Origin of the sequence: Herbaspirillum sp. SJZ106, assembly GCF_006715495.1 — a bacterium.
Taxonomy (GTDB): domain Bacteria; phylum Pseudomonadota; class Gammaproteobacteria; order Burkholderiales; family Burkholderiaceae_D; genus Herbaspirillum.
Map to the genome: position 1 here is coordinate 57,694 of NZ_VFNI01000002.1, position 15,416 is coordinate 73,109.

Annotated in this window: 12 protein-coding genes and 1 pseudogene; 7 read left to right on the forward strand and 6 right to left on the reverse strand. The window is 64.2% G+C overall.

Going from position 1 to position 15,416, the window contains the following annotated elements:
• Positions 1-57: 57 nt before the first annotated feature.
• Positions 58-534 carry a DUF494 family protein gene (locus FB598_RS05480; protein ID WP_050467425.1) on the forward strand — a complete coding sequence of 159 codons (477 nt, stop codon included), beginning with the start codon at positions 58-60 and terminating at the stop codon, positions 532-534.
• A 346-nt stretch (positions 535-880) separates the two neighbouring features.
• Positions 881-3,508, forward strand: a complete 2,628-nt coding sequence (locus FB598_RS05485; RefSeq protein WP_141914117.1) for a DNA topoisomerase III — start codon at positions 881-883, stop codon at positions 3,506-3,508.
• A gap of 87 nt (positions 3,509-3,595) precedes the next feature.
• On the opposite strand, the gene FB598_RS05490 is transcribed toward FB598_RS05485, so the two are convergent.
• Positions 3,596-4,498, reverse strand: a complete 903-nt coding sequence (locus FB598_RS05490) for a LysR family transcriptional regulator (protein ID WP_141914116.1) — start codon at positions 4,496-4,498, stop codon at positions 3,596-3,598.
• 125 nt (positions 4,499-4,623) lie between these two features.
• On the opposite strand from FB598_RS05490, the gene FB598_RS05495 reads away from it, so the two are divergent.
• The 3 genes and pseudogenes from FB598_RS05495 (at position 4,624) to FB598_RS05505 (ending at position 7,630) form a co-directional block, all read left to right on the forward strand.
• Positions 4,624-5,787 carry an MFS transporter gene (locus FB598_RS05495; protein ID WP_141914115.1) on the forward strand — a complete coding sequence of 388 codons (1,164 nt, stop codon included), beginning with the start codon at positions 4,624-4,626 and terminating at the stop codon, positions 5,785-5,787.
• Positions 5,788-5,845: 58 nt separating this feature from the next.
• Complete coding sequence (gene dkgB / locus FB598_RS05500; RefSeq protein ID WP_141914114.1) at positions 5,846-6,649, forward strand: 2,5-didehydrogluconate reductase DkgB; 804 nt, start codon at positions 5,846-5,848, stop codon at positions 6,647-6,649.
• Positions 6,650-6,662: 13 nt separating this feature from the next.
• Positions 6,663-7,630: pseudogene (locus FB598_RS05505) on the forward strand (TIGR03571 family LLM class oxidoreductase).
• Between the two features lie 86 nt (positions 7,631-7,716).
• On the opposite strand, the gene FB598_RS05510 reads toward FB598_RS05505, so the two are convergent.
• The gene (locus tag FB598_RS05510; protein WP_141914113.1) at positions 7,717-8,493 is read right to left on the reverse strand and encodes an exodeoxyribonuclease III; all 777 of its coding nucleotides are present in this window, start codon (positions 8,491-8,493) and stop codon (positions 7,717-7,719) included.
• Positions 8,494-8,641: 148 nt separating this feature from the next.
• Here FB598_RS05510 and pyrE point away from each other — a divergent pair, with 148 nt between their 5' ends.
• Positions 8,642-9,301 (forward strand): orotate phosphoribosyltransferase, encoded by a 660-nt coding sequence (pyrE, locus tag FB598_RS05515; protein WP_141914112.1) that lies wholly within the window; start codon positions 8,642-8,644, stop codon positions 9,299-9,301.
• A gap of 100 nt (positions 9,302-9,401) precedes the next feature.
• Here the strand turns inward: pyrE and FB598_RS05520 are convergent, their stop codons facing one another.
• Complete coding sequence (locus FB598_RS05520; RefSeq protein WP_141914111.1) at positions 9,402-9,899, reverse strand: LapA family protein; 498 nt, start codon at positions 9,897-9,899, stop codon at positions 9,402-9,404.
• A 212-nt stretch (positions 9,900-10,111) separates the two neighbouring features.
• Entirely contained in the window at positions 10,112-11,002 is an 891-nt protein-coding gene (locus tag FB598_RS05525) for a TauD/TfdA family dioxygenase (protein ID WP_141914110.1), read from the reverse strand.
• Positions 11,003-11,198: 196 nt separating this feature from the next.
• Here FB598_RS05525 and FB598_RS05530 point away from each other — a divergent pair, with 196 nt between their 5' ends.
• Positions 11,199-12,116 (forward strand): cupin-like domain-containing protein, encoded by a 918-nt coding sequence (locus tag FB598_RS05530; RefSeq protein ID WP_141914109.1) that lies wholly within the window; start codon positions 11,199-11,201, stop codon positions 12,114-12,116.
• Between the two features lie 280 nt (positions 12,117-12,396).
• Here FB598_RS05530 and gatB read toward each other — a convergent pair whose 3' ends face one another.
• Together gatB and gatA are read right to left on the reverse strand one after the other, a co-directional pair.
• Positions 12,397-13,857, reverse strand: coding sequence for an Asp-tRNA(Asn)/Glu-tRNA(Gln) amidotransferase subunit GatB (gatB, locus tag FB598_RS05535; RefSeq protein WP_141914108.1), 1,461 nt, complete (start codon positions 13,855-13,857; stop codon positions 12,397-12,399).
• A 56-nt stretch (positions 13,858-13,913) separates the two neighbouring features.
• Entirely contained in the window at positions 13,914-15,380 is a 1,467-nt protein-coding gene (gatA, locus tag FB598_RS05540) for an Asp-tRNA(Asn)/Glu-tRNA(Gln) amidotransferase subunit GatA (RefSeq protein ID WP_141914107.1), read from the reverse strand.
• Positions 15,381-15,416 lie beyond the last annotated feature (36 nt).

A 15,416-nucleotide genomic window follows, 5' to 3' on the forward strand; every position in this document is an offset into this window, starting at 1 on the left:
CTGCCATACTGGGGGCGCCGACTTGTGTATTCACACCCTTCGCGATAGAGTAGACCTATGTTCGATGTCCTCGTTTACTTGTACGAAACCTACTATCGCCCCGATGCCTGCCCCGAACCGGAGGCGCTGGTGAAGAAGTTGTCCGCGATAGGTTTTGAAGAAGATGAAATTTCCCAGGCGCTCGGCTGGCTGACCGACCTTGAAGTCGCCAACCACGAGTTCGCCGATTCCTATCCCCGGCAAACCTCCTTTTCCTTCGGCACGCGCATCTACGCACGCCAGGAAACCGACGTCCTCGGCACCGATGCCGTGGGTTTCATCCAGTTCCTGGAGTCGGCCAAGATGCTCGACGGCATGCAGCGCGAGATCGTCATCGAACGCGCGCTGGCCGCCGGCGAGGTGCCGATCACGCTGGAAAAGCTCAAGGTCATCGTGCTCATGGTGCTCTGGAGCCAGGGCAAGGAACCGGACGGCCTGATGTTCGAGGAGCTTTTCCTCGACGAGGAAGACAGCGAACCGCGCCTGTTGCATTGATGCATTGCGTTGACGGCGAGGCAATATTGCCAGCCGTGCGCAAGGCGCACTTGTCCGAAACCTTGCAAATCCGCCTTCATCCAACTTATCCCGGCAAGCCATCAGGCTTGCCGTTTTATTTGCATCACGCTTATCATTCCCCCGCGCCGGGCCAATATTGGCTACTATATAAATATCCGTTGTCCAAAAGCAATCAAAGGAGCGGCACGCATGCTGTGCCGCCCGCACCAACAAGATTTCCCATGCTTTGGGCGACATGGCGTTGTTTAAGGAACATCCGGCCCCAGATTGGCGCTGGTATTTCTGACAACGCCAGCAACCGACCTCTCTTTCGAGACCCATACCTATGAGCAAGACCCTCATCATTGCCGAGAAGCCCTCTGTCGCGAACGACATCGCGAAGACGCTCGGCGGCTTTACCAAGCACGATGAGTATTTCGAATCCGATGAATATGTCCTGTCGTCGGCCGTCGGCCACCTGCTTGAAATCGCGGTGCCCGAGGAGTACGACGTCAAGCGCGGCAAATGGAGCTTCGCCCACCTGCCGATGATCCCGCCGCACTTCGCGCTCAATCCGATCGCCAAGACCGAGTCGCGCCTGAAGGTGCTCTCCAAGCTGATCAAGCGCAAGGACGTGACCACCCTGATCAACGCCTGCGACGCGGGCCGCGAGGGTGAGCTGATCTTCCGCCTGATTGCGCAATACACCAAGGCCAAGCAGCCGGTGAAGCGCCTGTGGCTGCAGTCGATGACGCCGGGCGCGATCCGCGACGGCTTCAAGCAGCTGCGCGACGATGACGAAATGATGCCGCTGGCCAACGCCGCCCGCTGCCGCAGCGAGGCCGACTGGCTGATCGGCATCAACGGCACGCGCGCCATGACCGCCTTCAACTCCAAGGAAGGCGGCTTCTACCTGACCACCGTGGGTCGCGTGCAGACGCCGACGCTGTCGATCGTGGTCGAGCGTGAAGAGAAGATCAAGAAATTCGTCTCGCGCGACTACTGGGAAGTCCACGCCGAATTCGTCTGCGCCGCCGGCATCTACAAGGGCCGCTGGCTGGACAAGGCGCACAAGAAGGATGAAGCCGATCCCGAGAAGCGTCCGGAACGCCTGTGGGCCAAGGCGGCGGCGGACTCCATCGTGGCCGCCTGCCGCGACAAGGTCGGCACGGTCACCGAGGAATCCAAGCCGACCACGCAAATGGCGCCCGGCCTGTTCGACCTGACCAGCCTGCAGCGCGAAGCCAACTCGCGCTTCGGCTTCTCGGCCAAGAACACGCTGGGCCTGGCGCAGGCGCTGTATGAAAAGCACAAGGTGCTGACCTATCCGCGTACCGACTCGCGCCACCTGCCGGAAGACTACCTCGCCACCGTCAAGGACACGATGGAGGCGCTTTCCGAGAACAACAATTACCACCAGTTCTCTAAGCAGATCTTGAAGCAAGGCTGGGTCAAGCCCAACAAGCGCATCTTCGACAACACCAAGATCAGCGACCACTTCGCCATCATCCCGACCACCCAGGTGCCCAAGAACCTGTCGGAACCGGAACAGAAACTGTACGACCTGGTGACGCGCCGCTTCATGGCGGTGTTCTTCCCGGCCGCCGAGTTCCAGGTGACCACGCGCTTCACCGAAGTGTCGGGCCACCAGTTCAAGAGCGAAGGCAAGGTCATGATCAACCCCGGCTGGCTGGCCATCTACGGCAAGCAGGTCGAGGAAGACGACAAGGACGGCAAGGAAGGCGGCGGCAACCTGGTCGCCGTGGCGCCGGGCGAGAAGGTCAAGACCGACAAGGTGGTCGCCACCGGCCTGGCCACCAAGCCGCCCGCGCGCTACACCGAAGCCACGCTGTTGTCGGCCATGGAAGGCGCCGGCAAGCTGGTCGATTCCGACGAGCTGCGCGAAGCCATGGCGGGCAAGGGCCTGGGCACGCCGGCCACGCGCGCGGCCATCATCGAAGGCTTGTTGAACGAGAAGTACCTGCTGCGCGAAGGCCGCGAAATGATGCCCACCGCCAAGGCGTTCCAGCTGATGACGCTGTTGCACGGCCTGGGTGTGGACGAACTGACCGAACCCGAGCTGACCGGCGAGTGGGAACACAAGCTGGCGCAGATGGAGCGCGGCAAGATCAGCCGCGAGGAGTTCATGCGCGAGATCGCGCAGATGACCCAGATCATCGTCAAGCGCGCCAAGGAATACGACAACGACACCATTCCGGGCGACTACGCGACGCTGCAGACGCCCTGTCCGAACTGCGGCGGCGTGGTCAAGGAAAACTACCGCCGCTTCGCCTGCACCAAGTGCGAGTTCTCGATGACCAAGGTGCCCGGCGGGCGCCAGTTCGAAATCGCCGAAGTGGAAGAGTTGCTCAAGAACCGCACCATCGGTCCGCTGCAGGGCTTCCGCTCCAAGATGGGCCGGCCGTTCGCCGCCATCCTGAAGATTTCGCGCGACGAGGAAATCAAGAACTACAAGCTGGAGTTCGACTTCGGCCAGAATGACGGCGAAGGCGAGGGCGGCGAGCCGGTCGATTTCAGCGAGCAGACGCCGCTGGGCCCATGCCCCAAGTGCGCCTCCGGCGTCTATGAAATGGGCCTGGCCTACGTCTGCGAAAAGACCGTGGCCAAGCCCAAGGCCTGCGACTTCCGCAGCAGCCGCATCATCCTGCAGCAAGAGATCCTGCCCGAGCAGATGGCCAAGCTCCTGAATGAAGGCAAGACCGATCTGCTGCCGGGCTTCATCTCGCAGCGCACGCGCCGTCCGTTCAAGGCCTTCCTGGTGCGCGGCAAGGATGGCAAGATCAGCTTCGAGTTCGAGGAGCGCAAGGCCAAGGCGCCTGCCAAGGGCAAGGCCGCCGCTGCGCAAGCCGATGGCGATGCCGCTGAGGCAACGGCCAAGCCGGTGAAGAAGGCGGCAGCGATCAAGAAGCCTCCCCTGAAGAAGGCGACGCCGAAGAAGGCCACCAGCGCGTAATCGTCATTCACTGTTGCGCTGCCCAAAAAGAAAACCCTCGCGATGCAAGTCGCGAGGGTTTTTTGCTATCGGCCGCTTTTCCGCTGGTCACATGCCGAACGGCCGCTGGCCCAGCGCCTCGACCACATGGTCGACGAAGCAGGTGATCCGGGCGGCCAGGGCAGTGTTGCGGTAGTAGACCGCGTTGATCGATTGGGGCGTATCCAGCGTGTGCCCGGCCAATACCTGCACCAGCCGGCCGCTGCTGCGGTCTTCGCGTGTCATGAAATCCGACAGGCAGACGATGCCCAGGCCCGCCAGTGCCATATGCCGCAGCGTTTCGCCGCTGGACGAGGCGATCGTCGGCCTGATGTGGAAGATGTTGCCGTCGGCGTCGCGCAGCGGCCAGTCGTTCAGCGTTTCCGGCTGGTTGAAGCCCAGCAGCGCGTGTTCCTTGAGTTCACCTGGTTCGGTGGGCGTGCCGTGGCGCTTGAGATAGGCGGGGCTGCCGAATATCCGCAGGCGGCTGGTGCCGATGGGGCGGGCGTGCAGGGTGGAATCCTTCAGGGGGCCGATGCGCAGCGCCACGTCGGTGCGCTTTTCGATCAGGTCGACGATGCCCTCGTTGGAATTGAGCTCCAGTTCCACCTCGGGGTAGCGCGCGCGAAAGCCTTCCAGCAGCGGCACCAGCACATGCAGCATGAAGGGCGTGGCGGCATCGACCCGCAGCCGCCCGGCCGGGCGCATGCGGCGCGCCGCCATCTGTTCCTCGGCCTCGTCGACCGAGGCGAGGATGGCGCGGGCGTGCTGCAAAAAGGCCGTGCCTTCCTCGGTCAATTCCAGCCTGCGGGTGGTGCGGCGTAGCAGGGTGGTCTGCAATTTTTCCTCAAGCCGGCCCAGCGTGCGGCTGGTGGCCGAGATCGTCAATCCCAGCAGCTCCGAGGCGGCCGTGATCGAGCCGGTATCCACGACGGCCGTAAAGGCCTGCAATTCGTCGAGCGTGGTTTTCATTGTTGAATTGAAATCAAAAGTATTTGGCTTATACGAGGCTTAATCTGCAAATATAAACCAAGGACAATGCAATCCATCGAAAACCCACGATTTCCACTCAAGATTTCCCTCAAGGAGAAGTTGTAATGAAGTCTTCCTCAGCCTTACTCGCCCTGGCCATCGGCGCATTCGCCATCGGCACCACCGAATTCACCCCGATGGGCCTGTTGCCGGTGATCGCCGACGGCGTGCAGGTCAGCATCCCCACGGCGGGCATGCTGGTTTCGGCCTATGCGGTTGGCGTCATGGTTGGCGCGCCGGTGATGACGCTGCTGTTCAGCCGCTTCGGCAAGCGCGCGGCACTGATGTCGTTGATGCTGATCTTTACCGTCGGCAACCTGCTGTCGGCGTTCGCGCCCAGCTACGCGACGCTGCTGCTGTCGCGTTTGATCACCAGCCTCAACCACGGCGCCTTCTTCGGCATCGGGGCGGTGGTGGCGGCCAGCGTCGTGCCCAAGGAAAAGCAGGCCAGTGCGATCGCGGCCATGTTCATGGGCCTGACCATCGCCAATATCGGCGGCGTGCCGGCGGCCACCTGGATCGGGCAGCAACTTGGCTGGCGCCTGGCTTTCGGCGGCACCGCTGCGCTCGGCCTGATCACCATTGCCGCGCTGTGGCTGGCATTGCCCAAGGGCGAGCCGGGCGCGCGTCCGGATGTGAAGCGCGAGCTCAAGGTGCTGACCCGTCCTGAAGTCCTGCTGGCGATGGGCACCACGGTGCTGGGTTCCGGTGCGATGTTCGCGCTCTATACCTATGTCGCGCCGATGCTGGCCGACATCACCCATGCCAGCCCGGGCTTCGTGGCCTTCGCACTGGTGTTGATCGGCATCGGCTTCACGCTCGGCAACAGCCTGGGCGGCCGCCTGGCCGACTGGTCGCTGGACGGCGCCACCAAGCTGATCCTGGCTGCGCTGGCCATCGTCATGATCGTGCTGCCGCTGGCGATGACTACCCATGTGGGCGCCGCTATCGGACTGGTGGTGTGGGGCGCCGCCGCTTTCGGCATCGTGCCGCCGGTGCAGATGCGCGTGATGCAGGCTGCCGCCCAAGCTCCCGGCCTGGCTTCGTCGGTCAATGTCGGCGCCTTCAACCTGGGCAATGCGGTGGGGGCTGCCCTGGGCGGCGCCGTCATCGGCCAGGGCTGGGGCTATGCCGCCGTGCCGCTGGTCGGCGCAGCGCTGGCGGCCGGCGGCCTGGGTTTGGTCTGGCTGGGCAATATGGGCCGCCGTGGCGTGGCGACCAGCGCCTGAGCGCACATCCGATTCCCTTTGAATTGTTCCTTTTACCTAATTTGATTCAGGAGTTTTTATGAGCATACCCTCCTTTGGCGTCGGCACCTTCCGCCTGACCGGACAGGCCGCGATCGATTCCGTACGCAATGCACTGGACGTGGGCTACCGCGCCGTCGATACCGCGCAGATCTATGGCAACGAGGCCGAAGTCGGCCAGGCGATCGCCGCCAGCGGCGTGAAGCGTTCCGAATTGTTCGTCACCACCAAGATCTGGACCGAAAACTACGCCAAGGGCAAGCTGGTCGCCAGCCTGCGCGACAGCCTGCAGAAGCTGCGCACTGACTACGTGGACCTGACGCTGATCCACTGGCCGGCTCCCGGTAACGGCGTGGCACTGGCCGAATACATGGAAGCGCTGGCAGAGGCCAAGGCGCTGGGTTTGACCCGCCAGATCGGCGTCTCCAACTTCAACATCGAACTGACCAGGCAGGCCATCGCGGCGGTCGGCAAGGGCGAGATCGCCACCAACCAGATCGAACTGAGCCCTTACCTGCAAAGCCATAAGCTGACCGCCTTCTTGAAGGAGCAAGGCATTGCCGTGACCTCGTACATGACCCTGGCCTATGGCAAGGTCCTCAAGGATCCGGTGCTGGCCAAGATCGCCGACAAGCACCAGGCCACGGTGGCGCAGGTGACGCTGGCCTGGGCGCTGCAACTGGGCTATGCGGTGATCCCGTCTTCGACCAAGCGCGAGAACCTGGCCAGCAACCTGCTGGCGCGCAACATGACGCTGGACGCCGGCGACATGGCGCAGATCGCCGCACTGGAACGCAACGGCCGCGAAGTCAGCCCCGAAGGCCTGGCCCCGGCATGGGATTGATGGAGCGTTTGCGATGACAACGTCTTTGGCATGTCTGGCGGACGGGGGCTTGAGCATCGGTATCGAGGCACCGCTGGACAACGACTGGACGTCCGCTGGCGAGCAGTCGCGGCGCCAGGCCGACCGCCGGCCCGGAGAGCCGGATCTGCAGCGCCATGCCGAACTGGCCCAACTGGCCGACCGGCTCGGTTTTCGCGCGCTGTGGGTGCGCGACGTGCCGGTGTACGACCCGTCTTTCGGCGATGCGGCGCAGGTATTCGAGGTGTTTTCCTACCTGGGCTACCTGGCCGGCATCACGCGCGATATCTTGCTTGGCACCGCCGCGGTGGTGTTGCCGATCCGCGAACCGCTGCTCACGCTGAAGTCGGCGGCGACGGTGCAGCGCCTGAGCGGCAATCGCCTGATGCTGGGCGTGGCCAGCGGCGACCGGCCGGTGGAATATCCGCTGTTCGGCCGCGATTTCGTCGGCCGTGGCGACAACTTTCGCGAACAGGTGGCATTGCTGCGCGATGGCGCGCAATCCAGCCTGCCTTCCGGCCTGGATGTGCTGCCCAGAATGGAGGCGCCGCTGCCGTTGCTGGTGGCGGGTCTGGCCCAGCAAAGTCCGGCATGGGTGGGGCAGAACATGGACGGCTGTTTGGCCTATCCGGGCACACCCGAGGATCATGCGCGCCGCGTGGCGGCCTGGCGCGTCGTGGCCGGCGACAAGCCGTATGCCAGTTTCATCCACCTCGATTTGAGCGAGCGCGCCGATGAACCCATGCTGCGCTGGCGTTTCGGCTTGCGCGGCGGCCGCCAGGCGCTGGTTGCCGAACTGCGCGCGTTGCATGCCGCCGGCGTCGATCATGTCGGCCTGCATTTCCGCCGTAACCGGCGCCGCTCGACGAAACCTTCCATGAGATCGCCGAGCATGTGCTGCCTGTTTTCCATGCCAGGCCGGCGGGCGCTGCCGTACCGGCCCAGGAGATTTGCCATGTCTGATACCCAGGCTGCGCTCCATCGCATGTAAGGCCCGTCGTCCGCATTGGCGGAGTAAAGTAATCCGGTCCCGCCAATGCGGGAGGGGGTTATCCGCCGTATACGATTGTCAGCGGCGCATGGTCGGAGAAGCGCTGCTCCTTGTAGATCGCCGCGCTCTTGGCGCTGGAGGCGATGCCCTTGGTTGCCACGTGGTAATCGATGCGCCACCCCACGTTATTGGCCCAGGCCTGGCCGCGGTTGCTCCACCAGGTGTAGGCGTCGCCGGTGGTGTCCGGATGCAGCAGGCGGTAGACATCGACCAGTTCCAGCTTCTCGAAGATGTGGGTCATCCAGGCGCGTTCTTCCGGCAGGAAGCCCGAGTTTTTCTGGTTGCTCTTCCAGTTCTTCAGGTCGATTTCCTTGTGGGCGATGTTCCAGTCGCCGCAGATGACGATCTCGCGGCCGCTCTTTTCCAGCGACATCAGGTGCGGCAGGAATACTTCCATGAAACGGAACTTGGCCTGCTGGCGTTCGTCGCTGGACGAGCCGGACGGGGCGTACAGCGAAATCACGGTGAGGTCGCCGAAGTCGCATTCGACATAGCGTCCCTCGTCGTCGAATTCGGTGTTGCCGAAGCCGATGCGCACCGAGTCCGGCTCGCGCTTGCTGTAGACGCCCACGCCCGAATAGCCCTTTTTCTGGGCGTAGTGGAAGTGGCCGACATAGCCCTCGGGGGCCAGGAACTGGCCGGTCATGTCGGCGGCCTGGGCCTTCAGTTCCTGGACGCAGACGAAATCGGGCGATTCCTTCTGCAGCCATTCGAAGAAACCCTTCTTGGCTGCGGAGCGGATGCCGTTAAGATTGGCGGAGACGATGGTTGGCATGTTCTGATCCTGCGAAGTAAGGCCGGTAGCATAACCGATAGGGCGTTTCATTTAAAATACCGGTCTGATTTCGCTGCGCGCCCGGCTTGCCGATGGGCAAACATGTGTTGCGCCAGCCTTCGACTCCACTTTTCCCCGGGAATGTATCTTGAGCAACTTGAGACAGGAATTCATCGAATTCGCCGTGTCGGCCGGCGTGCTGCGCTTTGGCGAATTCGTCACCAAGGCGGGCCGCACCTCGCCCTATTTCTTCAACGCCGGCCTGTTCAACGAAGGCGCGACGCTGGCCCAGGTGGCGCGCTTCTACGCGCAGACCCTGGCCGACGCCGGCATCGAATACGACATGCTGTTCGGCCCCGCCTACAAGGGCATCACGCTGGCCTCGGCCACCGCCGTGGCGCTGGCCGGCATGGGCCGCAACGTGCCGTTCGCCTTCAACCGCAAGGAAGCCAAGGACCACGGCGAAGGCGGCACCATCGTTGGCGCCAAGCTGCAGGGCAAGGTGGTGATCATCGACGACGTCATTTCGGCCGGCACCTCGGTGCGCGAATCGGTGGACATGATCCGCGCCGCCGGCGCCACGCCGTGCGCGGTGCTGATCGCGCTCGATCGCATGGAGCGTTCGGGCAAGGACGGCGCGTTGTCCGAACTCTCGGCGGTGCAGGAAGTGGCGCGGGAATACGGCATGCCGGTCATCTCCATCGGCAACCTGAACGACCTGTTCGAGTACATCTCCAGCGGCGGCGACGCGCGGCTGGCGCAGTACAAGGATGCGGTGGCGGCGTATCGCGCGCGTTACGGCGTGTGACCGGATCGGCCCGGCGAGCCCGGGCAAACGCCCCAAATGGAAACGGCTGCATCGGAAGATGCAGCCGTTTTTCTTGGGCGTGCCGCTGGCGGCAGGGATCTTAGAGCGGGCGGATGGCGCCGGCCACGTCATGCCGCTGCAGCCGGTCGTCCAGCTCGCCGAGCTGGGCTGCCACCGCGTTCTCGGTCTGCTCCACGCGCAGGCCGATGTCCTTTTGCAGGGTATCCAGCCGTTGCGCCAGCAAGGCCTGTTGCTCGGCCTGGCGCTGGTTCAACTGATCCAGTTCGGTCTTCAGGTAGCCGCGCAGGTCGGTGAAGCGCGAATGCTCGGCCTGGTCGGCCAGGTCGCGCTGCGTTTCCAGCTGCTTGGTCAGGCGCCGGCTCTCCAGCAGTATGCTGGTTTGCAGCGCCAGGATATAGAGCAGGAAAAAGGCCGTCAGCACCACCGTCACGCCCAGCATGACCAGGCCCAGCGGCGCCTGGAAATCGGTGTAGATCAGCGACAGCGTGGTCGGCGTCATGAAGGCGGTCCAGTTGACGGCGGCGAAGATGGCGACCAGCGCCAGCAGAACGATGAGGAAAATAGTCCGGAATCTCATGGCAGCCTCCTGTTTTGGGTTTGTTTGCAGGCACGCGATTGCGAGTGTAGCAGGTGCAGTCGCGATCGGAACCAGTCTTGACGGACAGGCAAGATGAGCCGGTTGGACTGCGGGGACGGAGGGATGTTCCTGCGCAGGCAACGGATGTTGCCAATCCGGACATATTTGGGGGCGCGCCGGGACGACGGGAGTGGCCGCCCGGACCGGCAAGATCAGCGCGGCACGTCGCCTTCCACCGTGGTGCGGTACAAGGTGCGGCGCAAGTGCTGCGGCGTGATGGCGGCGTAATGCTGGGTGCTGCGGTTGTCCCAGAACACCATGTCGTGCGGCTGCCATTTGTGGGTGTAGATATTCTCCGGCCGCGTGATGTGCGCGTGCAGCTCCTTGAGCAGCGCATCGCTCTCGTCGAGGGGGATGCCGACGATGTGCGAGGTGAAGCCTTCGCTGACGAACAGGATCCTGCGGCCGCTCTCGGGGTGGGTGATGACCACCGGATGCTCGACCGGCGGCACTTCGTCGATCTGCTGTTGCGTCAGTTCGGCCCGCCACGGCGAGAGCTTGCGCAGGCGCTCGTAGCGGTAGACGTAGGAATGCACCGCGCGTTTTCCTTCCAGCAGCTTCCTGGTCGCCGCCGGCAGCGTGTCCCAGGCGTCGGCGGTGTTGGCGTACAGCGTGTCGCCGCGCTCGGCGGGCAGTTCCTGCGAATGCAGCAGCGCGCCCAGGCTGGGTTTGGGCATGTAGGAGAGATCCGAATGCCAGTCGGCGCCGGCATCGACCAGGCCGATCGGCTTGCCGTCTTCCACCACGTTGGAGACGATCAGGATCTCGGGATGCCCTTTCAGGTGGAAGCGGTTGAGCACATGCACCTGCAGCGGCCCGAAGCGGCGGCTGAATGCGATGTGCTGTTCGGGCGTGATGCGCTGGTCGCGGAACACCGCCACGCCGTGCTTGACGAAGGCGCCGCGGATGCGCGCCAGCTCGTCGTCGCTCACCGGCAGGTTGAGGTCGAGACCGACGATTTCCACGCCCAGCGGTCCACCGAGGGGACGAATCTCGAACTGCTGGTGCGCACGCGGCGCGCTTTCCAAAGTGGCAACTGACATGCCCGCTCCTCCATGATCGGCAATGGCTGCAGGCTGCAACATGATCGCTCAGGCAGTCCCGGCAGTAAAAACATTGATTACAACGCCTGCCGGACGAGGGGGCAAGGAACAAGAACGCATATCGATATGCGCGCAGCGTTGCCGGTGGCTGTCGCTGCAGCCTGCCGCGCTAGTCTGCGGCGCTACAATAGCGCCGATGAAACAGGCCACTTCCGACTCCTCTGCCGACGCCAGCCAGCACCCCGCACGTCCGCTGCCGCCGCGTCCGGCGGTGGCGGCGCTGTCGCCCGAGGAAGCGGCGGCACGCAAGCAGGACAAGGAAAGGCGCGATGCGCAGGTTCGCGGCGTGGCGTCCATTGCCGCGATGCGCGCGGCCATCCGCCAGGCCAGCGCCCGTCTGCCGGTGCTGGCCGACATCCCGCGCCTGGGGCCGATGAAGACGGCGGCGTTCCGTCAGCGGGCCGCCGCCGGCCTGCCCTTCATCATGACCGGCATGGCCACGCGCTGGCCGCTGTCCACCCTGACGGTGGCCACGCTGCGCGCCCGTTTCGGCGCACTGGCGGTACGCGCGCGCGTGGGCGACTACATCAATACCGCCTTCGCCCCGGACCGGGCCATGCAGGACATGCGCCTGCTGGACTACTTGGACCTGGTGGAGCGCGACTCCGGCGACCTGCCGCCCTACCTCGGCAACCTGGAATTGCGTGAACTCAATGCGCTGTGCCACTGGCCCAACTTCTTCGACAAGATGGGGCCGCCGCGTTTCTGGATCGGCCCGGCCGGCACCGTCACGCCGCTGCATTGCGACTATGACGACAATGTCTTCACGCAGATCTGGGGCAGCAAGCGCATCTGGGTGGCGCCGCCGCATCACGATCAATATCTCTATCCACGCGAAGCCAATGCCATCCTGTTCGGCTCGCCCTTCGATCCGGACCATCCCGACCTGGAACGTTTTCCGCTGGCGCGCCAGGCCGCGCTGGTGGACTGCGTGATGCAACCGGGCGAGATGCTGTACCTGCCGGCCGGCTGGTACCACCAGGTCAGCTCGCTGAGCTTCTCGCTGTCATGCAATCGCTGGGCGCGTGCGCGGCCGCTGGTGCTGGGGACGTGACAGTGCTAGCGGCGGCTGCGTAGCGATGCGCGCTGTAGCCGCGCCACCGCCCGCACCAGTTCATCGGGTGACATCAAGGCAAATCCCGGCCGTAATCCATGGATGGATTCTCCCCGCGGCGAGAACGGGCTGCCGCTGCGCACGAACAAGCCCTCGCTGATCGGCCTGCCGGGGCAGTAGACCGGTACGGTTTGTCATGGCGGGGACGAAAAAAAACCGCATCCGTGGATGCGGTTTTTTCTTGTCGCTGCTGCCCGATCCCGGACAGCAGCGGCGACGATCAACCCGCCAGCTTCTTGCGCAGCAGCTCGGTCAGCTGGGCAGGGTTGGCCTTGCCGCGGGTGGCCTTCATGGCCTGGCCGATGAGGGCGTTGATGGCTTGCTCCTTGCCGGCGCGGAACTCGGCCACCGACTTTTCGTTGGCCGCCAGCACCTGCTCGACGATGGCTTCCAGCGCGCCGCTGTCGGAGATCTGCTTCAGGCCCTTGGCTTCGATGATGTCGTCGGCCAGGCTGTCCTTGCCGGACTTGGCTTCCCACATGCCGGCGAAGACTTCCTTGGCGATCTTGTTGGAGATGGTGCCGTCGGCGATGCGCTTCAACAGCAGCGCGAACTGCGCGGCGCTGACGGGGGCGTCGGCGATATCGGTGTTCTCGCGGTTGAGCGTCGAGGCGACGTCGCCCATGAGCCAGTTGGCGGCGGACTTGGCTTGTTCGCGGCCGGCGGCAGCCACCACCGCTTCGAAATAAGCGGCCATCGCCTTCGATTGGGTCAGCACGGCGGCATCGTATTCGGGCAATGCGTAGTCGCTGACGAAACGCTCGCGCATGGCGCCAGGCAACTCGGGCATGGTGGCGCGGACGCGCTCGATCCACTCCTGCGAGATGGCCAGCGGCGGCAGGTCGGGGTCGGGGAAGTAGCGGTAATCCTGCGCGTCTTCCTTGCTGCGCATGGAGCGGGTTTCCTTCTTGTCCGGATCGTAGAGGCGGGTTTCCTGGACGACCGTGCCGCCGTCTTCGATCAGCTCGATCTGGCGGCGCACTTCGTAATTGATGGCGTCTTCCATGAAGCGGAACGAGTTCAGGTTCTTGATCTCGCAGCGGGTGCCGTATTCCTTCTGGCCGACCGGACGCACCGAAACGTTGGCGTCGCAGCGGAACGAGCCTTCCTGCATGTTGCCGTCGCAGATGCCCAGCCACATCACCAGCGAGTGCAGCGCCTTGGCGTAGGCCACCGCTTCGGCGGCGCTGCGCATGTCGGGTTCGGTGACGATTTCCAGGAGCGGCGTGCCGGCGCGGTTCAAGTCGATGCCGGACATGCCCTGGTAGTCTTCATGCAGCGACTTGCCGGCGTCTTCTTCCAGATGCGCGCGCGTCAGTTGCAGGGTCTTGATCTCGCTCTTGCCATCCTTCTCCAGCACATAGGAGATCTTGCCGCCTTGCACCACCGGGATTTCGTACTGGCTGATCTGGTAGCCCTTGGGCAGGTCGGGGTAGAAGTAGTTCTTGCGGGCGAACACCGAGCGCGGCGCGATGGTGGCGCCGATGGCCAGGCCGAACTGGATGGCGCGTTCGACCGCGCCGCGGTTCAATACCGGCAGCACGCCCGGCAGCGCCAGGTCGACCGGGCTGGCCAGGGTGTTGGGTTCGGCGCCGAACTGGGTCGGGCTGCCGCTGAAGATCTTGGAGCGTGTCGAAAGCTGCGTGTGCGTTTCGAGGCCGATGACGACTTCCCACTGCATGATGTTGTCCTTGCGAATTCTAATTCTGTTAGTTGGCGACTCTTCAATAAAAAGGCTTACGCGGGTTCGCGCAGGTGCCAGTCGGTCGCTTGCTGGAACTGGTGCGCCACGTTCAGCAGGCGGGCTTCGTCGAAGTAGTTGCCGATGATCTGCAGGCCGACCGGGCGCTTGGCGTTCTTCTCGCCCTGGCCAAAGCCGCAGGGGATCGACATGCCCGGCAAGCCGGCCAGGCTGGTCGACAGCGTGAAGATGTCGGCCAGGTAGTTGGCGACCGGGTCATCGGTCTTGTCGCCCAGGTCCCAGGCCACCGTCGGCGAGACCGGGCCCATGATCACGTCGCACTGGCGGTTCGGTCCTTCCAGCGCGTTTTGGAAGTCCTGCGCGATCAGGCGGCGGATCTTCTGCGCCTGCAGGTAGTAGGCATCGTAATAGCCGTGCGACAGCACATAGGAGCCGACCAGGATGCGGCGCTTGACTTCGTCGCCGAAGCCTTCCGCGCGCGACTTCTTGTACATGTCGGCCAGGTCCTTGTAGTCCGCGGCGCGGTGGCCGTAGCGCACGCCGTCGAAGCGCGACAGGTTGCTCGACGCTTCGGCCGGGGCGATCACGTAGTACACGGGAATCGACAGTTCGGTCTTGGGCAGCGAGATATCGACCAGCGTGGCGCCCAGCTTCTCGAATTCGGCCAGCGCGGCGCGCACGGCCTGTTCCACATCCGACGCCAGGCCGGCGCCGAAGAATTCCTTGGGGACGCCGATGCGCAAACCTTGCAGGCTGTCGCCCAGCGAGCGGTTGAAGTCTTCCTTGGGACGCTGCAGGCTGGTGGAGTCGCGCTCGTCAAAACCGGTCATGGCGTTGAGCAGCAGGCCGCAGTCTTCGGCGGTCTTGGCGATCGGGCCGCCCTGGTCGAGCGAGGAAGCGAAGGCAATCATGCCGAAACGCGACACGCTGCCATAGGTCGGCTTGATGCCGGTCACGCCGCACAGCGAAGCCGGTTGGCGGATCGAGCCGCCGGTGTCGGTGGCGGTGGCCGCCGGCGCCAGGCGCGCGGCCACGGCGGCGGCCGAGCCGCCCGAGGAGCCGCCCGGCACGGCAGTCTTGTCCCAGGGGTTCCTGACCGGGCCGTAGTGGGAGTTCTCGTTGCCGGAGCCCATCGCGAATTCGTCGCAATTGAGCTTGCCCAGCGTGACCGTGCCGGCCGCGTTGAACTGTTCCACCACGGTTGCGTCGAAGGGGCTCACATAGTTTTTCAGCATCTTCGAGCCGGCGGTGGTGCGCCAGCCGCGGGTGACGAAGATGTCCTTGTGCGCGATCGGGATGCCGGTCAGCGGGCTGGCGTCGTTGCCGGCCAGGCGCGCGTCGGCGGCCCTGGCTTGCGCCAGCGTCAGTTCGCGGTCGACATGCAGGAAGGCGTTGAGGTCGCTGGCTTCGATGCGGTCGAGGAACAGCGTCGCCAGTTCGGCGGCGGAAATCTTGCGCGACTGCAGTTGCGCGGACAGTTCTTTGAGGGTGAGCTTGTGCATGTTTATCGTTTCGCTGCGTATCTGCGTATTCGTGTG